Annotated in this window: 19 protein-coding genes and 1 pseudogene; 12 read left to right on the top strand and 8 right to left on the bottom strand. The window is 74.9% G+C overall.

All coding sequences use genetic code 11. The features are described from left to right. Positions 1-82: 82 nt before the first annotated feature. Positions 83-1,741: a DEAD/DEAH box helicase gene (locus tag PVK74_RS18115; RefSeq protein ID WP_043328172.1), complete on the bottom strand. Its 1,659-nt coding sequence runs from the start codon at positions 1,739-1,741 to the stop codon at positions 83-85. Between the two features lie 285 nt (positions 1,742-2,026). Here PVK74_RS18115 and PVK74_RS18110 point away from each other — a divergent pair, with 285 nt between their 5' ends. After that, entirely contained in the window at positions 2,027-2,713 is a 687-nt protein-coding gene (locus PVK74_RS18110; protein ID WP_274476850.1) for a ferritin-like fold-containing protein, read from the top strand. Between the two features lie 45 nt (positions 2,714-2,758). Here PVK74_RS18110 and PVK74_RS18105 read toward each other — a convergent pair whose 3' ends face one another. Together PVK74_RS18105 and PVK74_RS18100 are read right to left on the bottom strand one after the other, a co-directional pair. Next, the gene (locus PVK74_RS18105; protein WP_030502928.1) at positions 2,759-2,986 is read right to left on the bottom strand and encodes a DUF3107 domain-containing protein; all 228 of its coding nucleotides are present in this window, start codon (positions 2,984-2,986) and stop codon (positions 2,759-2,761) included. Positions 2,987-3,051: 65 nt separating this feature from the next. Next, positions 3,052-3,690, bottom strand: coding sequence for a TetR/AcrR family transcriptional regulator (locus PVK74_RS18100; RefSeq protein ID WP_030502929.1), 639 nt, complete (start codon positions 3,688-3,690; stop codon positions 3,052-3,054). A 149-nt stretch (positions 3,691-3,839) separates the two neighbouring features. Between PVK74_RS18100 and PVK74_RS31155 the strand changes: the two genes are divergently transcribed. From PVK74_RS31155 to PVK74_RS31150, 6 genes and pseudogenes are all read left to right on the top strand, one after another. After that, complete coding sequence (locus tag PVK74_RS31155) at positions 3,840-6,950, top strand: hypothetical protein (protein ID WP_338020346.1); 3,111 nt, start codon at positions 3,840-3,842, stop codon at positions 6,948-6,950. A 39-nt stretch (positions 6,951-6,989) separates the two neighbouring features. Continuing rightward, positions 6,990-7,985, top strand: a complete 996-nt coding sequence (locus PVK74_RS18090; RefSeq protein WP_274476848.1) for an alpha/beta fold hydrolase — start codon at positions 6,990-6,992, stop codon at positions 7,983-7,985. A gap of 5 nt (positions 7,986-7,990) precedes the next feature. After that, positions 7,991-8,848, top strand: coding sequence for a DUF3152 domain-containing protein (locus tag PVK74_RS18085; protein WP_113973470.1), 858 nt, complete (start codon positions 7,991-7,993; stop codon positions 8,846-8,848). Positions 8,849-8,926: 78 nt separating this feature from the next. Beyond that, positions 8,927-9,772, top strand: a complete 846-nt coding sequence (locus tag PVK74_RS18080; RefSeq protein ID WP_104115501.1) for a DUF3152 domain-containing protein — start codon at positions 8,927-8,929, stop codon at positions 9,770-9,772. 41 nt (positions 9,773-9,813) lie between these two features. After that, the gene (gene moeZ / locus PVK74_RS18075; RefSeq protein WP_176722780.1) at positions 9,814-11,061 is read left to right on the top strand and encodes an adenylyltransferase/sulfurtransferase MoeZ; all 1,248 of its coding nucleotides are present in this window, start codon (positions 9,814-9,816) and stop codon (positions 11,059-11,061) included. Positions 11,062-11,191: 130 nt separating this feature from the next. Further along, positions 11,192-12,061, top strand: a pseudogene (locus tag PVK74_RS31150) (hypothetical protein); the annotation flags it as partial. An 882-nt stretch (positions 12,062-12,943) separates the two neighbouring features. On the opposite strand, the gene PVK74_RS18065 reads toward PVK74_RS31150, so the two are convergent. Together PVK74_RS18065 and proB are read right to left on the bottom strand one after the other, a co-directional pair. Beyond that, entirely contained in the window at positions 12,944-14,185 is a 1,242-nt protein-coding gene (locus PVK74_RS18065) for a glutamate-5-semialdehyde dehydrogenase (protein ID WP_274476845.1), read from the bottom strand. A 74-nt stretch (positions 14,186-14,259) separates the two neighbouring features. Next, positions 14,260-15,417: a glutamate 5-kinase gene (gene proB / locus PVK74_RS18060; RefSeq protein WP_274476844.1), complete on the bottom strand. Its 1,158-nt coding sequence runs from the start codon at positions 15,415-15,417 to the stop codon at positions 14,260-14,262. Positions 15,418-15,430: 13 nt separating this feature from the next. On the opposite strand from proB, the gene PVK74_RS18055 reads away from it, so the two are divergent. Further along, positions 15,431-15,742: an MGMT family protein gene (locus PVK74_RS18055; protein WP_043328189.1), complete on the top strand. Its 312-nt coding sequence runs from the start codon at positions 15,431-15,433 to the stop codon at positions 15,740-15,742. Positions 15,743-15,800: 58 nt separating this feature from the next. Here the strand turns inward: PVK74_RS18055 and PVK74_RS18050 are convergent, their stop codons facing one another. Together PVK74_RS18050 and PVK74_RS18045 are read right to left on the bottom strand one after the other, a co-directional pair. Beyond that, positions 15,801-16,457 (bottom strand): nucleotidyl transferase AbiEii/AbiGii toxin family protein, encoded by a 657-nt coding sequence (locus PVK74_RS18050; RefSeq protein WP_274476843.1) that lies wholly within the window; start codon positions 16,455-16,457, stop codon positions 15,801-15,803. Continuing rightward, positions 16,457-16,813: a hypothetical protein gene (locus tag PVK74_RS18045; protein WP_043328193.1), complete on the bottom strand. Its 357-nt coding sequence runs from the start codon at positions 16,811-16,813 to the stop codon at positions 16,457-16,459. The genes PVK74_RS18050 and PVK74_RS18045 overlap by 1 nt, the downstream gene beginning before the upstream one ends. 123 nt (positions 16,814-16,936) lie before the next feature. On the opposite strand from PVK74_RS18045, the gene PVK74_RS18040 reads away from it, so the two are divergent. Then, positions 16,937-18,304, top strand: coding sequence for an MFS transporter (locus PVK74_RS18040; protein ID WP_064446637.1), 1,368 nt, complete (start codon positions 16,937-16,939; stop codon positions 18,302-18,304). A gap of 28 nt (positions 18,305-18,332) precedes the next feature. Then, positions 18,333-19,811 (top strand): pyridoxal phosphate-dependent decarboxylase family protein, encoded by a 1,479-nt coding sequence (locus PVK74_RS18035; RefSeq protein ID WP_274476842.1) that lies wholly within the window; start codon positions 18,333-18,335, stop codon positions 19,809-19,811. A 73-nt stretch (positions 19,812-19,884) separates the two neighbouring features. Here PVK74_RS18035 and PVK74_RS18030 read toward each other — a convergent pair whose 3' ends face one another. After that, positions 19,885-20,814 (bottom strand): hypothetical protein, encoded by a 930-nt coding sequence (locus tag PVK74_RS18030; protein ID WP_274476841.1) that lies wholly within the window; start codon positions 20,812-20,814, stop codon positions 19,885-19,887. Between the two features lie 169 nt (positions 20,815-20,983). Between PVK74_RS18030 and PVK74_RS18025 the strand changes: the two genes are divergently transcribed. After that, on the top strand, positions 20,984-21,544 hold the full coding sequence (locus tag PVK74_RS18025; RefSeq protein ID WP_043328197.1) for an NADH-quinone oxidoreductase subunit B: 561 nt from the start codon (positions 20,984-20,986) through the stop codon (positions 21,542-21,544). A 36-nt stretch (positions 21,545-21,580) separates the two neighbouring features. Then, the gene (locus tag PVK74_RS18020) at positions 21,581-22,897 is read left to right on the top strand and encodes a DUF2252 domain-containing protein (RefSeq protein WP_274476840.1); all 1,317 of its coding nucleotides are present in this window, start codon (positions 21,581-21,583) and stop codon (positions 22,895-22,897) included. The last annotated feature ends 5 nt before the right edge of the window (positions 22,898-22,902 follow it).

Below are 22,902 nucleotides of genomic sequence, written 5' to 3'. Positions count from 1 at the left end.
GATCACCGCGTGGGTCCGGCGGTCGTGGGACGGGGACGGCCTCCGGGACCGGGGTCCGGGAGGCCGTTTCCGTTGGTGTTCGTCAGTCGGCGTTGCTGGCTTCGGCGGGCGCGCCGGTGCTGCCGCTGCGGCGGCGACGACGGCGACGCGGCTTGCTCGCCGTCTCACCCTCCGCGGCCTGCGGTGCGGCGGGGGCCTCGGTCGAGCCCTCGGTGCTGATCACCGCGGTCGGCTCGCCGGCCACCGTCTCGCCGGCCCGGCGACGCCGCCGCCGACGCGGCGTACGGGTCGCCTCGCCGTCCCCGGCCTCGGCCTGCCCGGCGGGCGCGTCCCCGCCGTCGCTGGTACGGCCCCGACCGCGGTCACCACGGTCACGGTCGCCGCGCTCGCGGCCCCGGCTGTCACCCCGACGCGCGCCCCGGCGTGCCCGGCCGCCGCCACCCAGGTCCTCCTCGACCTCGGCGGACAGCCCGGCGCGGGTGCGCTCGGCGGTCGGCAGCGTGCCGCTGACGTCGGTGGGGATGGCCAGGTCGGTGTAGAGGTGCGCGGAGGTGTGGTACGTCTCCGGCGGCTCGGGCATGTCCAGCCCGAGCGTCTTGTCGATGATCCGCCAGCGGGGCATGTCGTCCCAGTCGACGAACGTCACCGCGACACCCGTGGCCCCGGCCCGGCCGGTACGGCCGATGCGGTGGGTGTAGGTGTCCTGGTCCTCGGGGCAGTCGTAGTTGATCACGTGCGTGACGCCGGTGACGTCGATGCCCCGGGCCGCCACGTCGGTCGCGACCAGCGTGTCGATCTTGCCGGCGCGGAACGCCCGCAGCGCCCGCTCCCGCGCGCCCTGGCCGAGATCGCCGTGCACGGCGGCCACGGCGAAACCACGGAAGTCGAGATCCTCGGCGACCCGGTCGGCGGCCCGCTTCGTACGGGTGAAGATCATGGTCAGGCCACGGCCCTCCGCCTGGAGGATGCGCGCCACGATCTCGACCTTGTTCAGCGAGTGCGTGCGGTACGCGAGCTGCGTGGTCTGCGGCGAAGGGCCGGTCTCGGCGGTGTGCCCGGCGTGGATCGTCACCGGCCGGCGCAGGAACCGCCGCGACAGCGCGACGATCGGGTCCGGCATGGTGGCCGAGAACAGCATGGTCTGCCGGTCCTCCGGCAGCATCGCCAGGATCTTCTCGACGTCGTCCAGGAAGCCCAGGTCGAGCATGCGGTCGGCCTCGTCGAGGACGAGCGCGCGGACCCGGTCGAGCCGCAGGTGCTTCTGCTTCTGCAGGTCCAGCAGGCGGCCAGGGGTGCCGACCAGGATCTCGACGCCCCTGCGCAGCGCCTCGATCTGCGGCTCGTACGCCACGCCGCCGTAGATCGGCAGCACCCGGACGCCCCGGGTGCGACCGGCGGCGTCGAGGTCCTTGGCGACCTGGATGCCCAGCTCACGGGTGGGTACGACGACGAGCGCCTGCGGGACGCCGTCGCTGCCCTCGGACGGGGCGAACACGCGCTCCAGCAGCGGGATGCCGAAGCCGAGCGTCTTGCCGGTGCCGGTCGGGGCCTGCCCGATCAGGTCGACGCCGCGCAGCGCGATCGGCAGCGCGTACTCCTGGATGGCGAAGGCGCGGGTGATGCCGGCGGCGGCCAGCGCCTCGACGGTTTCCTGCCGCGCGCCGAGCGCGGCGAACGTGGGTGCCTCCGGCGGGACCGGAGCGGTGGGGGCCAGTGGCTGGCCGGAAATCTGGTCGCTCATGTGGATGTGGGGGTGCCCTCTCGTGGTGCGCCCCTCATGTCCTCAGGGCGCGTTCGGTGTGTGGCGCGGGCCACGCGGTCGGGGGCGAATCGCCGAGCCGGACCGGGCCGCACGCGCGTCGGGGACCGGTCTTGATCAGCGAAGCTGACCGAATCGGTGCCCACGGCAACTGTCTCATCCTACCTGAACGGCCCCTGAGTCGTCCCGATTCCCAGGTGGTGGCCGTGCGCGCGGGGCGGCTCGATGTGACTTGAGTCACAGCGTTGGCGCCGGTAGCCTGCGCTCGTGGCCGCCCCCGACCCCGCCGCGACCGGCTCTGCCGCCGCCGGTCCCACCGCCCCCGATCCCGCCGCGATCGACCTGTTCGGGCTCGTCGCGTACGGCGAACTGCTCGCCTTCGACCGCCTCGCCGCCGACGCCCGCCTCGCGCCCGACCTGGGCCGCCGCGCCGCGCTCAGCGAGATGGCCGCCGCGGAGATCGCCCACTATCGCTGGCTGACCGACCGCCTCGCCGCGTGGGGCGTCACCCCGGAGGAGGCGATGGTCCCCTACGTCGAGGCGCTGCGGGCGTACCACGACTCGACCGAGCCGCGGGACTGGGCGGAGGCGGTGACGAAGGCGTACGTGGGCGACGCGATCACCGACGACTTCCTGCGCGGGATCGCCGGCGGCCTGGACGGGCCGGAGCGGACGCTGCTGCTCGACGTGCTGCACGACTCCCGGTACGCCGAGTTCGCCGCGGCCGAGATCCGGGCCGCGATCGAGGCCGATCCCCGGGCCGCGGGCCGGCTCTCCATGTGGGCCCGGCGGCTGCTCGGGGAGGCGCTGTCCCAGGCCGGCCGGGTCGCCGCCGCCGACCGGGGCGCGCTCAGCGCGTTGATCGGCCGGACCGGCGGGGACGTGCCGGGGCTGCTGCGCCGGCTGACCGAGGCGCACACCGCGCGGATGACGGCGGTCGGGCTGAACAACTGAGCCGCCGTGGCGGGAGGCCCGCCACGGCGGCCGGCGCCGCGGGAATCAGCGAACGGTGAACCCGACCGCGCGAGGCGACGCCTCGGCGATCTCGACGTAGGCGACCTTGCCGACCGGCACGATCACGCGCCGGCCCTTCTCGTCGGTCAGGGAGAGCGTGCCCTCGCTCCTGGCGAAGGCGTCGGTCACGATCTGCTCGATCTCGGCCGGCGACTGCGCGCTTTCCAGGACCAGCTCCCGCGGCGCGTACTGCACGCCGATCTTGACCTCCACTGTGCCTCCTCAACTGGGGCGAAAAAGCCACCGTGGGAAGGCTATCCGATCCGGCGGCCCGATGTTCAGGCTGACTCACCTTGCAGCGGGAAGCTGGCGATGCCCCGCCAGGACAGGGCCGCGACCAGCGCCTCGGCCTCCGCCTTGGGCACCTGACGGCCGCCGGCGAGCCAGAACTGGGCGGCCGTCTCGGCGGCGCCGACCAGGCCCGATGCGAGCAGCTCGGCATGCGACCGGCTGACGCCGGTGTCCGAGATGATCGTGTCGGTGATGGCCGCGATGCAGCCCTGCTCGACCCGCTCCACCCGCTGCCGCACCGCCGGGTCGTTGCGCAGGTCGGACTCGAAGACCAGCCGGAACGCCTCGCTCTCGTGGTCGACGAAGTCGAAGTACGCGCGGACCGCGGCGCTGACCCGTTCCTTGTTGTCGCTGGTGCTGCTCATGGCGCCCTGCACGTTTGCCACTATCGCGTCACAGTGCGTGTCCAGCAGCGCCAGGTAGAGCTCCATCTTCCCGGGGAAGTGTTGGTAGAGCACCGGCTTGGAGACCCCGGCCCGCTCGGCGATGTCGTCCATCGCGGCGGCGTGGTAGCCCTGCGCGACGAACACCTCCTGAGCAGCGGCGAGCAGCTGCTTACGGCGTGCCGAGCGGGGCAGGCGGGTGGGCCGACCGGCGGTCTGTGCACCGTTCCCCACTGCGGTCATGGGAACCTCCGAGTATCTGCGTACGAGCCGGCACGTATCACCCGAACCGGTGCGGGTTCGTGAACCCGTCGCGGAATTGGCCCGCCGCTGTAACTTATCGCCACTGTCACCACACGGTAGCCTCAGCGGGGGCGACCAAGGAGCGCGCGGTGAGTGAAACAGGGCAACCCGGAGCCGCCACCCCGGGAGAGCACGGCGACGGGACGGGCCGGCAGGACGAACCAGCCCGTACCGGCGGCGGTTGGGCGCCCCCGCCGAACGGCTGGTCCCGTGGTGCTCCGGCGCCCGGCGGTTGGCCCTACGGCGATCTCGGCGGCTGGGCCGCCTCCTCGCCCCGGCACGGTGACCTGCCGGCTCCGCTACCCGGCCGACCGGAGCCGGGACCGGTGAACGGCCGCCACGTCAACGGCGTGCACCACGCCGGGGAGGAGTCGCGCGTGACCCGCCAGGCGCCGGTCAGTGCCCCGCCGGCGGACGAACCGCCCCGGCAGAGCGACGGCGAGCGGCTGGCCGTACCGGCCCCGCGACCGGCGCCCCCGGCCGAGCAGCAGGTGAACCCGGCCGACGCCGCCGGCTCCCGGCACGCCGCCGACGACCCGGCCGCCGCGCCCCGCTGGGCCGAGAGCGGCCCCGCCTCCGCGCCCCCGGCCCTGCAGGTGCCGCCGGTCGGCGCCGCCGCATCCGGCTTCGAGGTGCCACCGGGCTTCCACGCGCCGAACACCGAGTCCACCCCGTCGCTCTCCCGTGGCTGGGCCGACCGTGCGCCCGGCGAGCCGTCCGCCGACCCGGCCGGCCGTTCCGCGCAGCCCGTGGGCGACGTCCGCCCGCCGGACGGACCGGCGGGCGCCGCCAGGCCCCGGGCCGCCGCCGACTCCCGGGAGCCCGCCGCGGACGACCCGGGCGCCGGTGAACCCGACTGGTCCGGACCGTCCTGGAACCGCCCGAGCTGGGGCGACGGCTGGGCCCCGCCGTGGGCCCGCACCGACGAGCCGGCGGCGCGCCGCGCCGCGGAGCCCGCCGACCGGCGCGAGCGGGAGGACGACACCGCCGGCCGCCGCGCCGCCCGCGACGACCGCTCGGCCCATGACGACCGTGCCAGCCACGACGACCGTGCCAGCCACGACGACCGCGCGGCCCACGACGACCGTGCCGGCCATGACGACCGCGCGGGCTGGGACGACCGGGCGGGCTGGGACGACCGGCCGGCCCGCGACGAGCGCGCGGCCGAGTGGGCGCCCGAGCCGGTGCGGCCGTACATGCCGGCCCGCGTCGAGCCGCCGTCCGGCTACGAGCCGCCCCGGCCCGAGCCGGTACGGCCGTACGAGCCGCTGCGCGCCGAGCCGGCCGCCGGACCGGAACCGACCCGGCCGTACGAGCCGGAACCGCCGCGCCAGTACGAGTCCGAGCCGGGCGCCGGTCCGGAGCCGGCGCGTGAGGCGACCCGGCCGTTCCGGCTGGCCCGGGGCGACGGCGAGCCACCGCACGGGTACGAGCGACCCTCGTGGGCCGGGCCGCCGGTGCCGGTCCCGCCGGTGAACCCGGCCACCGGTCCCGAGCCGGCGAGCGCCCCACCCGCCCCGGCCGGCGGGTACACGCCGACGTTCCCCGGCTACCCCGCCGCGCCCGCCGGGCCGCCGCCTGCCGCCGCGCCCGTCGCCAACCCCGCGACCCGGGCCACCGGTGAGACCGCCGACGATCCCCGGCAGCCGCCGGCCGCCCCTGCCCGGCCGATCTCCGGAGTCCCGGCGCAGCCCGCCTCCGGCCTCCCGGCACAGCCGATCTCGGGCGTGCCGGCCCGGCCGACGTCCGGCGTCCCGGCCGGGCCGATCTCCGGTGTGCCGGCGCGGCCGATCTCCGGCGTCCCCGCCACGAGCGGCGCGGCCCACACCGACCGCACCTCCGCGCCCCAGCCGGCGAGCGCGCCCCCCTACGCCGCCCGCCGGTCCGCGCCGGAACCCGTGCCGGCCGCCGACGCGGCCACCGAGCCCCGACCGGAGGAACCGGCCCCAGTGGTGCTGCCGCAGCGCGTCCCCGCCGAGCCGGACGTGCCAGTCGTGCCGGAGCCGCCCGCAGTGGAACCGTCCGCCGAGACCCCCGAACTCGCCCGCATCGCCACCCACCTGCGCCGGGACGACGAACCCGCGCCGCTGCGTGAGCGCCCGGAGGGCTTCGACGTCAACGCGATCCTGGACGCGGTCCGCGAGGTGGCCGGCGTACGCGACGCGGCGCTGCGCCGTACCCCGGCCGGCGCACACAGCCTCCGGCTCGACCTGGCCGACGGCGCGGACCCGGCAGAGGTCAGCCGCCTGGTGGCCCGGCTGCTCCAGGAACGGATGGGCCTGGCGGCGGCGCCGCAGAACCTGCCCGGCGCGCCGGTCGTGCCGCCGCCGGCCCCACTGCGCCGCCGATCGGCCCGGCTGGACCGGGCCGGTGAGGCACGGGCGGGCGAGGGCCGTTCACCCGGGCCGATCCACGCCCGCGCCCTGCCGGACGAGACGCGGACGGCGGTGCCCGCGCCCCGCAACGGTGACGAGCCCGGACCGGCCGGGGACGAGACGCCGACGCGTACCGGTGTGGTGCGCCCGGCCGCGAACCGCTCCGGTGAGGGACGGTTCGGCGGCACGGACCGCGCGGCGCGTCCGGCCGACGCCCCGGCCGAGGGCGACGAGCCGCCGCGCCGCCGCCGGCAGGCCACCCACCGGGGCCGGGCCGCTGTCGACGAGACGTCGCTGGCCGCCGCGCCGACCGGCATGTCCACCGGCAGCCCGGTGACGCTCGGCACCTCGTACTCCGGCGGGCAGATGACCACGACGGAGACCGCGCCGTCGCGACCGCTCGACACCGGCGGCGCGCCCGGGCCCCGGGTGGTCATCGAGCACGTCCTGGTGAGCACGTTCGGCCTGGACGCCACCACTGAGGTCCGCCTGATCGCGGGCGACCGGACCGCCGAGGGCCACGCGACCGGGCCGGCCGTCGACGGGTACGTGCTGCGGCTGTGCGCGGTGGCGGCGGCCGCGGCGGTGGACGAGTTGCTCGGCCGGGGCGTCCCGGCCGGTGAGCACGGCCGGTGCTTCGTGGAGCACGCCGCGGTGGTGCCGTTCGGCAACTGCGAGGTGGCGACCGTTGTCGTGCTGCTGGTCTGCGACGGCTGGGTGGAGCAACTGGCCGGGTCGGCCCTGGTCGCCGGGGATCCCCGGCAGGCGGTCGTGCGGGCCACGCTGGCGGCGGTGAACCGGCGGCTGGAGGCGCTGCTCGCCTGAACGGTGTGCGGTACGGCGCGCGCGGGGAAGACTGGAGACATGAAACGCGCCGCACTCTGGCCGGAGCACAGCCTCCCCGCGCACGAGGTCCCGCCGCCCTGGCCCGGCCGGCACGTCCGGCTCGACGGCACGCTCGTGCACGTCCGGGAGACCCCGGCGTCCGGGCCCGGCGCGGAACCGGCGCTGTACGTGCACGGCCTCGGCGGGTCCGCGCAGAACTGGACCGACCTGGCCGGCCTGCTCGCCGGCCGGCTCGACGGCCAGGCGATCGACCTGCCCGGCTTCGGGCGCAGCGAGCCCGGACCGCGCTACACCATCCCGGCCTTCGCCGACCGGGTGATCCGCTGGATCGAGCACACCGACCGGGGGCCGGTGCACCTGTTCGGCAACTCGCTCGGCGGCGCGATCTCGGTCCGGGTGGCGGCGCTGCGGCCGGACCTGGTCCGCACGCTCACCCTGATCTCGCCGGCCCTGCCGTTCCTGGACTTCCGGCGTTCGTTGCAGGGGCGGATGCTTCCGCTGCTGGCGATCCCCCGTGGTGAGCGGCTGGCCGCCTGGCGGCTGGCCCAGTTCACGCCCGAGGTGGCGGCGCAGCAGGTGATGGAGGCGTGCGTCGCGGACCTGACCCGGATCAGCGATCAGCGCCGGCAGGAGGCGATCGACGAGATCCGGGTCCGGTACGAGGCCGCGCACCACGCCGCCGCGTACGTGCGTACCTTCCGGGGACTGGTCGGCAGTTTCCTTCGCTCGTACCTGCCGGGGGAGGGCGCGCTGTGGCGGCAGGCGGCGGCGGTGCGGGCGCCCACGCTGGTGGTGGGCGGAAGGCAGGACCGCCTGGTCGACGTCCGGGTGGCGCCGCAGGCGGCCCGCGTGATCCCGGACAGCCGGCTGCTGATGCTCGACGGCGTCGGGCACGTGGCGCAGTTGGAGGTCCCGCGGACGGTGGCGCGGGCGGTGCTGGGGCTGCTCGGCGAGCCGTCGTCGCCGGACGCCGGTGCGGGGGAGAGCGGAACGGGGCGCGACATGGCAGGCTGAGCCGGATGCCCAGCTCACGCCCTCCCCGCACCGCCCGGTCCCGGGCCTCCGCTCGTCCCTGGCGCTCCGCCCTCGTGGTGTGCGCCTTCCTCGCCGTCGCCGCGGTCGGCGTCGGCGCGGCGCTGCAACTTCCGTCGGCGGGGGCGGGGACGCGGGTCACCGACGGGTTCGTGGCCCAGCCGCCGGCGCCGACGCGGACGCCGCCGAGCGTGTCCCCGTCGCCGGTGGTGACGCCCAGTTCCTCGCCGCCGCCGGTGCTGACGCTGTCCGACCCGGGGCCGGCGAAGGGGCGGGGCAGCTTCGGCTACGACGACCGGCCCGGCGGCCTGCTGGGCCGCTCCGGGCCACTGCAGCGGTTCCGGGTGGCGGTCGAGAACGGCTCGGGCGAGCAGGTCCGCGATTTCGGCGAGGCGGTGCAGCGGGCGCTGGCCGGCCCGGGGAGCTGGGTGGACGGGGGCCGGCTGCGGTTGCAGCGGGTCGGGCCGGGCAGCGGGTACGACTTCACGATCTACCTGGCCACCCGGGAGACGGCGCGGCGGTTGTGTGGCGCGGGCGGGATCGACATCCGCGTGGGCGGGGTGCCGTACACGTCCTGCCGGGTTCCGGGCAAGGTGGTGATCAACCTGGACCGGTGGCGGACCTCCGCGCCGCACCTGGTCGCCGCCGGGATGACGCTCGACGACTACCGGCTCTACGTGATCAATCATGAGGTGGGCCACCAGCTCGGGCACCGGCACGAGGGGTGTCCGCGGGCGGGGCGGGCCGCGCCGGTGATGCAGCAGCAGACGCTCTTCCTCAACGGCTGCCGCCCGAACCCGTGGCCCTACGTGGGCGGGAAGCGGTACGCCGGGCCGAGCCTGTGACCGCCGGTTCGTGAAGAACATTCGCGGCATAGGCGGCAAAAGCAGCTAAATGCCCGAATTGCATGGCACGCTGGTGTCATGACCTCGTCGTCCCCTTACGACATGCACGCCGAGCCGCGCCGCCGACCGCCGCCCCGTCACCCGGCCGAGCGTCCCACGGTGCGCCGCATGCGCCGTCGTCGCCGCCGCTCGGTGCTGCTGCTGGCGATGCTGCTGGCCGCCGGCAGCGGAGCGGTCGGCGTCACCCGGCTGAACGCCCCCGGGCCCGGCGGGACGTCGCTCGCGGCCGAGCCGTCGCTCGCCCGCGGGGCCGCCGAGGCCGACGTCCCGGCCGCGCCGCCGACCGGCTACCCCACCGCCGGCCCCGGCACGTTCGCCGTGGCCCAGGGCCGATCCCCGGTACGCGGACACGCCGGGCCGCTGCGCCGCTACCGGGTCGAGGTCGAGCACGGTACGGGGCAGGACGCCGACGGTTTCGCCGCCACCGTGGACGCGGTGCTCGGCGACCCGCGCAGCTGGATCGCGTCGGGGGAACTGCGGGTGCAGCGGGTGCCCGAGGCGGCCGCCGCCGACTTCACCGTCTACCTCGCCACCCCCGTCACCTCGGAGCGGATGTGCGCCGAGGGCGGACTGCGCACCGACCGGTACACCTCCTGCCGGCTGCCCGGCCGGGTCGTGCTCAACCTGGCCCGCTGGATGACGGCGGTGCCCGACTACGGCGCCCCGCTGGACGTCTACCGGACCTACGTGATCAACCACGAGGTCGGGCACGAGTTCGGCGAGCTGCACCAGGCGTGCCCCGCGCCCGGCGCGCCCGCCCCGGTGATGCAGCAGCAGACGTACGGGCTGGACGGCTGCCTGCCGAACGCCTGGCCGTACGTCGACGGGGCCCGATACTCCGGCGAGCCCACCGACGGGGTCTGAGTTATTCCCGGTCCCGCAGTTCGGGCCGAGTGTCCCTCATCATGGCCGATCCCCGCCCGGGCGAGCGACAATGGCGCGGTCACACCGCCGATCCCGGGGAGTCCACCGTGTCGTTGCCCCCGCTCGTCGAACCCGCCGCCGAGCTGACCGTAGACGAGATCCGCCGATACTCGCGCCACCTGATCATCCCGGACGTCGGGGTCGAGGGGCAGAAGCGGCTGAAGAACGCCCGGGTGCTCTGTGTCGGCGCCGGCGGCCTCGGCTCGCCGGCCCTGCTCTACCTGGCCGCGGCCGGTGTCGGCACGCTCGGCATCATCGACTTCGACACCGTCGACGAGTCGAACCTGCAGCGCCAGGTCATCCATGGCGTCTCCGACGTGGGCCGCTCCAAGGCCGAGTCCGCCGCCGCGTCGATCCGCGAGATCAACCCGCTGGTCAACGTGGAGATCCACAACACCGCGCTGGACCGGGAGAACGTCCGGGACATCTTCTCCCGGTACGACCTGATCGTGGACGGCACCGACAACTTCGCCACCCGGTACATGGTCAACGACGCCGCGGTGCTGCTCGGCAAGCCGTACGTCTGGGGTTCGATCTACCGCTTCGACGGCCAGGCGTCGGTGTTCTGGGCCGAGCACGGGCCCTGCTACCGCTGCCTCTACCCGGAGCCGCCGCCGCCCGGCATGGTCCCCTCCTGCGCCGAGGGCGGCGTGCTCGGCGTGCTCTGCGCGTCCATCGGGTCGATCCAGGTCAACGAGGCGATCAAGCTGCTCGCCGGCATCGGTGAGCCGCTCGTCGGCCGGCTGATGGTCTACGACGCCCTGGAGATGAGCTACCGCAAGATCAAGGTCCGCAAGGACCCGAACTGCGTGCTCTGCGGCGAGAACCCGACCCTCACCGACCTCATGGAGGACTACGAGGACTTCTGCGGCGCGGTCTCCGACGAGGCACAGGAGGCGGTGGTCGACTCGACCATCACCGCGCTGGAGCTGAAGGACTGGCAGGACTCCGGCAAGGACATCTTCCTGGTCGACGTGCGCGAGCCCGCCGAGTACGAGATCGTCCGCATCCCCGGCTCGACGCTCATCCCCAAGGGCGAGATCCTCTCCGGCGAGGCGCTGGCGAAGTTCCCGCAGGACCGGCAGATCGTGCTGCACTGCAAGTCCGGCGTCCGCTCGGCCGAGGCGCTCGCCGCGCTGAAGGCGGCCGGCTTCAACGACGCCGTGCACGTCCAGGGCGGTGTGCTGTCCTGGGTCAAGCAGATCGACCCGTCCCTGCCGTCGTACTGAGTCGTGTCGATGGGCCCGCCCGGTTCCCCGGGCGGGCCCATCGTGCTTTCCGTACCCCGTGGCGTGGACAAACGCCTGGTCGCCCGACCCGCAGGTGGATGCGTTCGGCGACCGGTGGGCGGTACCGGCCCTGACCGAGCTACCGAGGCGTAACCCCGGCCGCGCCAGTACCGTCAGGGCCGTGGTGGACTTGGACGCGGCGATCGGATTCGTCGTCGCTCACGGAGACGCGGTGGACCGCGCCCGTCTCTCCCGGCTGCGCACCGGCGCTCCGGTGCCGTCGGACGTGCTCGACGCCGCCGAGTCCGGGCCGGCGCCGGGCGGCGGCTGGCCCGCCGTACTCGACGGCGAAGTCGCCTCGATCGACGCGACCTGCTTCCGCCTGGCCGAGCTGGACGACCTCGGCGCGCTCGGCCGCCCGGCGGCCCGGCACGCGCTGGACTGGCTGGCCGCCCGGCAACTACCAGACGGCGGCTGGGACGAGGATCCGTCGCTGGCCGGGCTCGCCCCCGAATGGGCCACCCCCGGCGATCCGGAGGCCCGGCTCTACCAGACCGCCAACGCCGGATTCTGGCTCACGGTGGCCGGGCTGGACGCCCGGGCCGCCGGGCCGCTGGACCACCGGGTCGGCGGCGCGTACGCCGGTGTGGTGCAGGCGGCGGCCCAGGCGCTCGCCGCCCAGCTCGCCCCGGACGGAAGCTGGCCGTCCTTCCTGCCCGCCGGCTGGCTCGCCGCCGCGGTGCTGCACCGCCAGCAGATGTACTACGAGTCGGCGCGCATCCAGGCGGTGCTGGCCGACCGGATCCCCCGGATGTCCCCGGCCGACGTGGCCTGGCTCGCCGCCACGCTGCGCCGGGTCGACGTCGGCGAGGAGCAGTGGCTGCTGGTGTCCGCGCGCAGGCGGCTCGCCGAGACCCAGCGCAGCGACGGCGGCTGGGACAGCGACGACGGCCACCAGTTCGACGTGCACACCACGCTGCGGGCGATCCGGGCGTGCCGTCCGAACACGCCCGAGGCCCCGGTAGCCGGCGCGCCGTTCGTGGCGCCGCGCCCCGCCGAGCTGCCCCCGCCGCCCGCGGTGCCGGCCCCGCGCCCGCGCCGGCTCCCCGCATCGACGTCTCCGCCGCCCGCGCCCGACTCTGGGCCGCCCGCCTCCACGCCCGCGTCGCCTGCGCCCGTGTCTCCGCAGCCCGCCCCGGCTCGCCCGTTGACCGGCCCGGCTCGCCCGTTGACCGGCCCGGCCGAGGCATCGGTCGCATCGGCGGGTCCCGCTTCCGACCCTTCGGCGGGCTTCGGCTCCGACCTGTCGTCCAGTTTCGGCACCGACCCGTCGGCCGGGATCGCGCCCGCGCTGTCGGACGGCGCGCCGGAGCTGTTTCCGGCCCGGGGTCTCGGGCCGGATACCTGGTTCCGTCCGGACACCGGGCCGGATGCGATGCCCGGATCGGGAGCAGGGCCTGATCCGTCGGCCGGTGCTGAGGTGTCGGCCGGTGCGGAGAGCGGGCCGGGGCCGTGGTCCGCCTGGATCGTCACGCCCGATCTGCTCCCCGACGAGAGCGCCGGGCCTGCCGCGCAGCTGGTGTCGGAGCTGCTGCCCGGCCCGGTGCCGCCCGCTCTGCCTCCGGCGGTTGCGGTGCCACCGGCCGCCCCGGTGTCCCCGGGTTTGCCTCCGCTGGTCATGCCGCCATCGGAGCCCACCGCCCAGGTGATCGCCGCACCGCCGCAGCCCGGCACAGTTCCGCCGGTCGACCCCGCCGCACCGGCCGACGGAGATCCACTCCAGATCGCCTAGCCCGGCCAGCTGATGATCAACACCAGTTCGGGGAGGTGGTGGCATCAAAGTGCGGGGGTGGCGCCGGCGCGCCACAACGGGCAAGGTGGGTCAGCGCAGGTGACCGTCGCCGGTCACCACGTACTTGGTGCTGGTCAGCTCCGGCAGGCCCATCGGGCCGCGCGCGTGCAGCTTCTGCGTCGAGATGCCGATCTCCGCGCCGAATCCGAACTCGCCGCCGTCGGTGAACCGGGTGGACGCGTTGACCATGACCGCGGCCGAGTCCACCCGGGCCACGAACTCCCGGGCCGCCCGCTGCGAGTCGGTGACGATCGCCTCGGTGTGACCGGTGCCGTACCGGCGGATGTGCGCGACCGCCGCGTCCAGCGAGTCGACCACGGCGACCGAGATGTCGGCGGAGAGGTACTCGGTGCCGAAGTCCTCCTCGGTGGCCGGCACCACGGCGTCGGAGTGGGCGGCCACCTCGGGCGTGCCGTGCACGGTCACCCCGGCGTCGGCGAACGCGGCGAGCACCGCCGGCAGGAACGCGTCCGCGACGTCGCGGTGCACCAGCAGCGACTCGGCGGTGTTGCAGGTGGACAGGCGCTGGGTCTTGGCGTTCAACGTGACCGCCAGCGCCTTGCCGAGGTCGGCGGCGGCATCGACGTACACGTGGCAGTTGCCCACGCCGGTCTCGATCACCGGCACCGTCGACTCCTCGACCACGGCGCGGATCAGCGACGCGCCGCCGCGCGGGATCAGCACGTCGACCAGGCCGCGGGCGCGCATCAGTTCCTTGACCGAGTCACGGGTGCTGGAGTCGAGCAGCTGCACCGCGTCGGCCGGCAGCCCGGCGCCGGCGACCGCGTCGCGCAGCACCGCGACCAGCGCCGCGTTCGAGTGCGCGGCTGACGAGGAGCCGCGCAGCAGCGCCGCGTTGCCGGACTTCAGGCAGATCCCGGCCGCGTCGACTGTCACGTTCGGCCGGCCCTCGTAGACGATGCCGACGACACCGAACGGCACCCGGATCTGGCGCAGCTCCAGGCCGTTCGGCAGCGTCGAGCCGCGTACCACCTCACCGACCGGATCGGGCAGCGCGGCCATCTGGCGCAGCGCGTCGGCGATCGCCGCCACCCGGCCCTCGTCGAGCGCGAGCCGGTCCAGCACGGCCGCGGACAGCCCGGCCTCGCGCCCGGCCGCCAGGTCCGCGGCGTTCGCCGCCAACACCTCGGGGGTACGCGCCACGAGCGCGTCGGCCATCGCGTGCAGCGCGGCGTCCTTGACGGTACGGGTGGCCGTGGCCAGGGCTTCCGCCGCGTCCCGGGCTCGCCGGGCCTGCTCGACGACGCTCATCGTGCGTACTCCTTCGGAGGTGTTTTAAGGAGGGGCCCCTTATTAACAGACGTCTGTTAATAAGGGGCCCTTGCTTACAGCAGGACGAGGTCGTCGCGGTGGACGACCTCACGTTCGTACGCCGGGCCGAGCGCCGCGGCGAGTTCGGAGGTGGAACGGCCGAGCAGGCCGGGCAGTTCCACCGCGTCGTAGTTGACCAGCCCGCGGGCCACCGGCGCGCCGGCGGTGTCGACCAGGTCGACCGGGTCCCCGGCGGTGAACGCGCCGTCGACGGCGGTGATGCCGGCGGGCAGCAGCGACTTGCGGCGGCCCACCACCGCCTGCACCGCGCCCGGGTCGAGGTGCAGGCGTCCCCGGGGCGCGGTGGCGTGCGCCAGCCAGAACAGGCGCGCGGCGGGACGGCGGCTGCTCGGGTGGAAGTACGTGCCGACGGGCTCCCCGGCCAGCGCCGGCGCGGCCAGCGGCGCGGCGGTCAGCACCACCGGGATGCCGAAGCCGGTCGCGATGCGGGCCGCCTCGACCTTCGTCACCATGCCCCCGGTGCCCAACCCGGCCCGGCCGGCCCCGCCGATGTCCACGCCCGCGAGGTCGCCCTCGCCGTGCACCTCGGTGATGCGGGTGCTGCCCGGGCGGGCCGGGTTGCCGGTCCAGAGCGCGTCGACGTCGGAGAGCAGCACCAGCAGGTCGGCGTCGACGAGCGCGGCGACGAGCGCGGCGAGGCGGTCGTTGTCGCCGAACCGGATCTCCTCGGTGGCCACCGTGTCGTTCTCGTTGACGATCGGCACGGCCCGCAGGTCGAGCAGTTTCCGCAGCGTCCGGTACGCGTTGCGGTAGTGCGCGCGCCGGGTCACGTCGTCCACGGTGAGCAGCACCTGCCCGACGGTGCGGCCGTGCCGGGCGAACGCGGCAGCGTACCGTCCGATCAGCAGGCCCTGCCCGACGCTGGCGGCGGCCTGCTGGGTGGCCAGGTCGCGCGGGCGCCGGGGCAGCCGCAGCGGGGCGAGACCGGCGGCGATCGCGCCGGAGGAGACCAGCACCACCTCGCGTCCGGCGGCGGCCAGCCCGCCGAGCGTGTCGACGAGCGCGTCGACCCGGGCGTCGTCCAGGCCGCCGGTCGCGGTGGTCAGCGAGGACGAACCGATCTTGACGACGATCCGGCGGGCCGAGGTGACTGCTTCGCGCACCCGACCATTCTGCGCGCTGCGGTCTGTGACGCCGCGGCGCGTTCCCATATCGTGGCAGCTCGTGACACCTGACGAGTACGTCGAGGCGGTGCTGGCACTTGTCGAGCGGATCCCGCCGGGCCGCGTGATGTCGTACGGGGCGGTGGCCGACGCGCTCGCCGACCGCTCCGGGCGGGCGTCGCCGCGGCTGGTCGGCTCGATCATGGCGCGGCACGGGGGCGGCGTGCCGTGGCACCGGGTGGTGAACTCGGCCGGCCGGCTGCCGCCGGGTCACGAGCGCAAGGCGCGGGAACGGCTGCTCGCCGAGGGGTGCCCGCTGCGCGGCGACCGGGTGGACCTGGCGGCGGCGTCCTGGTCGCCGGACGAGGGGTGACCCGACCGCGTCGGAGGCGGCCGGTCGATCGATCGCGACTCCGCTCAACGGGGCCGAGTCATCGCGGCCACTCGGAGAACGTGTGCCGGAGGTCGTGGATCTCAGCCGGGGTGAGGCGGTAGAGCACGAAGACGGTGTCGGGGAGGCGGTCGAGGCGCTGCAGCGCGTCCTGGAACTCTTCGTCGGTGAGCGCCGGGTCGGCACGCCGTGCGAGGTCCACCAGGTCGTTCCTGCTGTACCGGCGGAGCGCGGCGGCTACGTCGATGTAGTCGCGGGGTTGAGCACGGGTCACCATGGCGGCGACTTTGGTGCCGATCACGTCGTCCAGGTGCAGCACCGGCCCGACGTCGAGCACGATCGGGCTGGCGCTGCGCGCGAAGCGCACGAGTTGCAGTCGTACGGTCCGGTCGTCGCGGCGAACCTCGAACTCGGTCATGTCGTGTTCGAAGCCGTAGAAGACATCGTCCAGCTCGGTGGGCTCGGCGATGGTCTCGACCTGAAACCCGGCATCGAGCAGGGTGGCGTGCACCAGCTCGGCGGCTGCGGTGACCCCGCCGTCGAGATCGGTGAACAGGTCCACGTCCTCGGTGGGACGGGCGCCGATGCCGTGGGCGATGAGGGCCTGGCCGCCGGCGAGGGCGAAGCCGTGTCGGCCGGCCACGGCGAGCGCGATACGGGCGACCTCGTGCTGGAACGGGTCCGGCGCGGGTGACATCAGGCGGCGACGTCCCGGGCGCGCAGCACCGGGTGGCTCTCTTCCCAGGCGCGGCGGACACCGCGGGGCACGTAAAGCTCGGGCCACAGCCGGACGAGGGTGGGTCCGTGCAGCCAGGTGCGCAGCTCGTCGGGATGAACGGCTTCGGTGAGCACCGTCTCGTACATCCAGGCGAGCAGACCCGGAACGTCGAGGTCGACGTGCCGGTCGGGTTGCCAGAACAGCCGGTGGGGCAACTCGACGATGCCGGTGACCGGGCCCTGCAATTCGCTCAGGGCGGGGACCACGACCGCACGGCGGCCGGGGCGGGCCTCGTACGGTGCCCGCGAGCTGCGAACGGATCGGGCCGGGTCCATGCCCTACAGGGTAACGGTGCCGACCTGCGGCTTGTTGCGACTCGCGAGCGCCTGGCGGCATCGAACAAGCAGCGTCCGGGAGGGGATGTGACGCGAGCCATAACGTGAGTAGCATTCGGCTCCATGACAGCTTCGGGCCTGCCCCGCCGGGTGCACCTCGGATACGCGCTCGGTTCCCTGGTCACCGGCGCGTTCGGCACCGTGCCCGGGCTGCTCCTGCTGCCGTACCTCACCGACACGCTCGGCGTCGCCGCCGGGCTGGCCGCGCTGCTGGTGCTCCTGCCGAAGGCGTGGGACGTACTGGTCAACCCGGTCGCCGGGCGGATCTCCGACCGGACCCGCTCCCGCTGGGGCGCCCGCCGCCCGTACCTGCTGGTCGGCGGGCTGGCGCTCGCCGTGCTGTTCGCCTCGATCTTCGCCGCGCCGTTCGCGAACGGTCCGGCCGCCGCCGCGTACGTGGCGCTGGCGTTCCTGGCGACAGCCACCGCGTTCGCGTTCTTCCAGGTGCCGTACGTGGCCATGCCGGCCGAGCTGACCGCCGACCCGGCGGAGCGTACCCGGCTGATGACCTGGCGGATCGCGGTGCTGGCGCTGGCCATCCTGGTCTCCGGCGCGGTGGCCCCGGCCGTGGTGAGCGCGGGCGGCGACGGCGTGCCCGGTCACCGGTGGATGGGCCTGTTCGTCGCCGCGCTGATCGTCGCCGGCACCGTCGGCGTGTTCCTGGGCACCCGGTCCGCGCCGACCGGCACGGTGGGGGAGAGCGAGCCGAGCCTGCGCGCCCAGCTCGCTGTCGCCACCGGCAACCGGCCGTTCCGGGTGCTGCTGATCTGCTTCGTGATCCAGTCCGCCGGGGTGGCCACCGTGCTGGCCGGGGTGAAGTACTTCGCCGGCCAGGTGCTGCGCGAGCCGGACAGCGGCCCGACGCTGCTGTTCGCCTGCTTCGTGGCACCCGCGCTGCTGGTCATGCCGCTGTGGTCGCGGGCCGGCGCCCGGCTGGGCAAGCGGGCGTCGCTGGTCGCCGCGTCGCTGATCTTCGCGGTGGGCGCGCTGGCCCTGGTCGCCGCGCCCGCGCTGCCCGCCGCCGCGGCCTACGCGGTGGTCGCGGTGATCGGCGTCGGGTACGCGGGCCAGCAGGTGTTCGCGTTGGCCATGCTGCCGGACTGCATCGCGTACGACACGGCGCGCACCGGGCGCCGGCAGGCCGGGGTGTTCACCGGGCTGTGGACCGCCGGGGAGACGTTCGGGCTGGCGCTGGGGCCGGGCATCTACGGGCTGGTGCTGCAGCTGTCCGGCTATGTCTCCTCGTCCACCGGTACCGCCGCCGCCCAGTCCGACACGGCACGTCTCGGCGTGCTGCTCGGCTTCACCGTGCTGCCCGCCCTGCTGGTGGCGATCCCGCTGGTGCTGCTGCGCGGCTACACCCTGACCCCGGCCCAGCTGACCGCCGCCGCACCCGAGGCCGATGACGCCGCGCCGGCCGCGCGGGCGTGAGCACCCCGTCCACGAGAGGAACCACCCGATGACCGACACGGCAGGCGCCGGTGCGCTGCCCGCCCAGGGGATGCCCGCGGCGGACGTACTCGGCGAGATCCGCGCGCTGCGGGACGCCGACCGGCCCACGCACGGCGGGCGGTTGTTCGCGTACGTCTACGACCCCGGCGTGGCCGGTCTGGACGAGCTGGCGCAGGCCGCGTACGCGCAGAGCGCCCACGTCAACGGCCTCGACCCGACCGCGTTCCCGTCGCTGCTGGCGATGGAGAACGCGCTCGTCGGCGCCGCCGCCCGGCTGCTCGGCGGCGGCCCCGGCACCGGCGCGCCGGATGTCGTCGGCAGCGTCACCAGTGGCGGCACCGAGTCGCTGCTGCTCGCCGTCAAGGCGGCCCGGGACGCCCGCCCCGACCTGACCGAGCCGCGGATCGTGGCGCCGGCGAGCGCGCACGCGGCGTTCGCCAAGGCGGCGCACTACCTGCGGGTCGCGCTGGACACGGTGCCGGTCGACCCGGTGACGCTGCGCCCGGACGTGGCAGCGGTGGCCGCCGCGATCCGCCCGGAGACCGTGCTGGTGGTGGCGTCCGCGCCGTCGTACGCGCACGGGGTGGTCGACCCGGTGACCGAGATCGCCGCCGTCGCGCAGGCCGCCGGGGTGCGATGCCACGTGGACGCCTGCTTCGGCGGCTGGGCGCTGCCCTGGCTGCGGCGGCTCGGCGCGCCGGTGCCGCCGTTCGACTTCGCCGTGCCGGGGGTCACCTCGATCTCGGTGGACCTGCACAAGTACGCGTACGCGCCGAAGGGCGTCTCGGTGCTGCTGCACCGCGATCCGGCGCTGCGCGCCCCGCAGTTCTTCGCGTACGCGGACTGGCCCGGGTACACGATGGTCAACCCGGTGATCGCCTCCACCCGCTCCGGCGGGCCGATCGCCGCCGCGTACGCCACGCTGCGGCACCTCGGCGAGGACGGGTACCTGCGGCTTGCCGCCGCCACCCGGGACGCGGTCGCCGGGCTCGCCGACGCGATCCGGGCCACCGACGGGCTGCGGCTGATGGCCGAACCGGAGACCACTGTCGTCTGCTTCACCAGCGACGATCCGGGGCTCGACCTGTTCGTGCTGGTCGACGAGCTGACCGAGCGTGGCTGGCACACCCAGCCCCAGCTCACGTACGCCGATCTGCCGGCCAGCGTGCACCTGACGGTGACCGCGGCGGTGGCGCCCCGGGTGGCCGAGTTCGGCCCGGCGCTGGCCGAGGCGGTCGCGGCGGCCCGCGCCGCCGGGCCGGTGGTGCTGCCGCCGGAGCTGCTGGCGCTGGCCGGCAGCCTCACCCCGGAGGCGCTCACCCCCGATCTGGTGGCCGGGCTGGCGGGCGGGCTCGGCCTGGCGGCCGACGCCGGTGCGCCGGAGCGGATGGCGGTGGTCAACACGCTGCTCGACGCCGCGCCGGCCCGGCTGCGGGAGCGGCTGCTCGCCGAGTTCGTCGGGTTGCTCCAGCGCCCGGCCTGGTGACGCGGACGGGGCCCGGCCTGGTCACGTGGACGCGGCCCGCCCGGATTCCGGGCGGGCCGCGTCGTGCGGTGTCTCAGCCGGCCGCGCCGATGCTGAACGTGGTGGTGTCGTCCGCCGGGTCGACGTCTGCGACCGGCTCGTTCACGTAGCGGGCCTCGACGGTGAACGTGCCGCTGCCCAGCACGCCGGCAGGCGTTCCGGCCGGAGCCCGCAGGACGACGTCGAACGTGCGCTCCTCGCCGGGCATGAACCGGCCGCCCGGGACGTCGAACGAGTCCGGGAAGCTGGGCAGGTCCTGCGGGTCGGTGCTCCAGACCTCGACCCCGGCGGGCAGGGCCGCCCGCGCGGCGAGCCGGAACGACGGCGCGTCGTTGCCGTAGCGCACCGTCACCGGCATCCGGCCCAGCAGGCTTCCGTCGGCCTGGCGGGTCAGCGTCACGTCACGACCGTTGACGGTCAGGTCCGTCTCGGTGGCCTGCCGGTAGACGCGCGGCGCGCGGACGCTGCCCGAGGTGGACCGGAACACGGTCGGGAAGAAGTCGCGGTCCGCGACCCGGGCGCCGCCGCCCGGCACCACCGCGATCGAGCCGCCCGGCGCGACCATCGGGTAGGCGCGCGCGGTCGTCCAGACCTGGAAGTTGAGCCGCAGGGCCCGGCTGTCGCCCGCCGCGACCCGGCCGCCGAAGCTGCCGATGACCCGGCGGTTTTCCACCAGGCCCTCGGTGAACCACGGCGTGCCGTCGTCGAGGCCGATGAACGAGGCGCCGGCCGGCTCGGTGATGCGCAGGTCGGCGACGCCGTCGGCCCGGCCCCGGTTGCTGATCGTCGCGGTCAGCGTGCCGACGTACCCCCGGTCGGTGGGCGTCAGCACCAGCGGCCCGGTGTCGACGGTCAGCCGTGCCGCAGCGGTGCCGCTCGTGGCTGCGGCGGGCGTGGCCAGCGCGAACAGCGCTGCCGCCCCGGCCAGCAGCGCGGTGGCGACTCGTGCCGTACGTGTGGTCATGACAGGTCCTCCGTGATCCCCGTGGTGGGCGGCGGTGGTTCCGTCCGCCCGACAGTGAAGACACCCGCCGGCCCCGGGGACAGTTGCCCGGGTTCCCTGTCGTGGGTACGACACCGGACCGCTGTGGTTGACTGTCTGCTCGGGGTTCACGGACAGCGGGAGGTCGGAGATGCAGCTGCCGGGCGTGCTCGGCGAGCCGATCCGGTTCGTGCTGAACTGGGGCCGCCGCTACTCGCTCTGGGTGTTCAACTTCGGCCTGGCCTGCTGCGCCATCGAGTTCATCGCGACCAGCATGGGCCGGCACGACTTCATGCGGCTCGGCGTGATCCCGTTCGCCCACGGCCCCCGGCAGGCCGACCTGATGGTGGTCAGCGGCACCGTCACCGACAAGATGGCCCCGGCGGTCAAGCGGCTCTACGACCAGATGCCCGAACCGAAGTACGTGATCTCGTTCGGCGCCTGCTCCAACTGCGGCGGCCCGTACTGGGACTCCTACTCGGTCACCAAGGGCGTCGACCAGCTCATCCCGGTCGACGTGTACGTGCCCGGCTGCCCGCCGCGCCCGGAGGCGCTGCTGCACGGCATCCTGCGCCTCCAGGAGAAGATCGCCGCCGAGCAGTCCGGCGTCGGCGGCGTGGCCCGCCCCGACGCGCTCGCCTCTCCGGCGGACGCTGTGGCGCGGCCGGTCGAGGCGCTGACCGCGCCGCCGGTCCGTCCGCCGCTCGGCTGAGCCGTCGGGTGGCGCCGCCGGTCTAGCCTGCGGCTCATGACCGACTTCGCGGAGAAGCGCTCCGCATTCATCATCGACGTGCTGACCGAGGAGTTCGGCGCGTCCATGGCGATCGACCCGGCGGCGTTCCGCCGTAAGTTCCGCAAGATGGCCGCGTCACCGTTCGCGTTCTACCGGGGCAGCGCGGCGCTGTTCTACGCCGACCAGCGCGGCGACTTCGGCAGCGACCGGTTCCTCGACGGCCGGACCAGCCGGGTGTGGATCCACGGCGACCTGCACGCCGAGAACTTCGGCACCTACATGAACGCCTCCGGGCAGCTCGTGTTCAACGTCAACGACTTCGACGAGGCGTACGTCGGGCCGTTCACCTGGGACCTGAAACGCCTCGCGGCGAGCGTGGCGCTGATCGGCTACGCGAAGGCCCTCTCCGACCGGGTGATCGGCGAACTGGTCACCGGCTTCGCCCGGTCGTACCTGGCCGAGCTGCGGGCCATCGCGGCCGGCGGGGACGACGCGATCGGCTCGATCACGCTGGACAACGCCGACGGCGTGCTGCGCCGGGTGCTCCAGCAGGCGCGGCTGAACACAAGGGTGGACCTGCTCGCCGCGCAGACCACCGTCGACAACTACGAGCGCCGGTTCTCCCTCGGCGACGGCGTGCACGAGATCGACGACGCGACCCGGGAGAAGGTCTGCGCCGCGTTCGCCGACTACCTGCACACGCTGCCGGACTCGACCACCCGGATGCGCCCGGTGGCCACCGGCATCAAGGACGTGGTGCTGCGCAAGGGCGTCGGCATCGGGTCGGCCGGGCTGCCGTCGTACAACCTGCTGCTGGAGGGGCACACCCAGGCGCTGGAGAACGACGTCGTCATCTACATGAAGCAGGCGCAGGTGCCGGCCGTGGCGCGGTACGTCGACGACGAGCGCGTCCGGTCGTACTTCCGGCACCAGGGGCACCGCACCGCCGAGTCGCAGCGCGCGTTGCAGGCGCACGCCGACCCGTGGCTGGGCTTCACCGAGCTGGACGGCGTCGGCCAGCTCGTCGCGGAGGTCTCCCCGTACGCGGCGGACCTCGACTGGGCCGACGTGAACGAGCCGGAGGAACTGGCCGGGGTGCTCGCCGACCTGGGCCGCGCGGTGGCCCGGATGCACTCGGTGGCCGACGACGAGTCCAGCCACGACCTGGTCGACTACTCCACCGAGGAGGCGATCGTCGCTGCCGTCGACTCCGACCCGGACGGGTTCGTCGACTACCTGGTCGACTTCGCGCACCGGTACGGGATCCGGGCCCGCGAGGACCACCAGCTCTTCGTGGACCTGTTCCGCAACGGCCGGCTGCCCGGCATCTGAGGGCG

The sequence above is a fragment of the Micromonospora chalcea genome (genome assembly GCF_028768405.1).
In the GTDB taxonomy this organism is placed as follows: Bacteria; Actinomycetota; Actinomycetes; order Mycobacteriales; family Micromonosporaceae; genus Micromonospora; species Micromonospora chalcea.
This window is presented reverse-complemented; position numbering and strand designations above follow the sequence as displayed.

Coding starts and splice junctions, on each gene's coding strand:
- PVK74_RS18115 (WP_043328172.1), bottom strand. CDS start 1,741: ATGAGCGACCAGATTTCCGGCCAGCCACTGGCCCCCACCGCTCCGGTC.
- PVK74_RS18100 (WP_030502929.1), bottom strand. CDS start 3,690: ATGACCGCAGTGGGGAACGGTGCACAGACCGCCGGTCGGCCCACCCGC.
- PVK74_RS18090 (WP_274476848.1), top strand. CDS start 6,990: ATGAAACGCGCCGCACTCTGGCCGGAGCACAGCCTCCCCGCGCACGAG.
- PVK74_RS18085 (WP_113973470.1), top strand. CDS start 7,991: ATGCCCAGCTCACGCCCTCCCCGCACCGCCCGGTCCCGGGCCTCCGCT.
- PVK74_RS18080 (WP_104115501.1), top strand. CDS start 8,927: ATGACCTCGTCGTCCCCTTACGACATGCACGCCGAGCCGCGCCGCCGA.
- moeZ (WP_176722780.1), top strand. CDS start 9,814: ATGGCCGATCCCCGCCCGGGCGAGCGACAATGGCGCGGTCACACCGCC.
- PVK74_RS18065 (WP_274476845.1), bottom strand. CDS start 14,185: ATGAGCGTCGTCGAGCAGGCCCGGCGAGCCCGGGACGCGGCGGAAGCC.
- proB (WP_274476844.1), bottom strand. CDS start 15,417: ATGGGAACGCGCCGCGGCGTCACAGACCGCAGCGCGCAGAATGGTCGG.
- PVK74_RS18050 (WP_274476843.1), bottom strand. CDS start 16,457: ATGTCACCCGCGCCGGACCCGTTCCAGCACGAGGTCGCCCGTATCGCG.
- PVK74_RS18045 (WP_043328193.1), bottom strand. CDS start 16,813: ATGGACCCGGCCCGATCCGTTCGCAGCTCGCGGGCACCGTACGAGGCC.
- PVK74_RS18040 (WP_064446637.1), top strand. CDS start 16,937: ATGACAGCTTCGGGCCTGCCCCGCCGGGTGCACCTCGGATACGCGCTC.
- PVK74_RS18035 (WP_274476842.1), top strand. CDS start 18,333: ATGACCGACACGGCAGGCGCCGGTGCGCTGCCCGCCCAGGGGATGCCC.
- PVK74_RS18030 (WP_274476841.1), bottom strand. CDS start 20,814: ATGACCACACGTACGGCACGAGTCGCCACCGCGCTGCTGGCCGGGGCG.
- PVK74_RS18025 (WP_043328197.1), top strand. CDS start 20,984: ATGCAGCTGCCGGGCGTGCTCGGCGAGCCGATCCGGTTCGTGCTGAAC.
- PVK74_RS18020 (WP_274476840.1), top strand. CDS start 21,581: ATGACCGACTTCGCGGAGAAGCGCTCCGCATTCATCATCGACGTGCTG.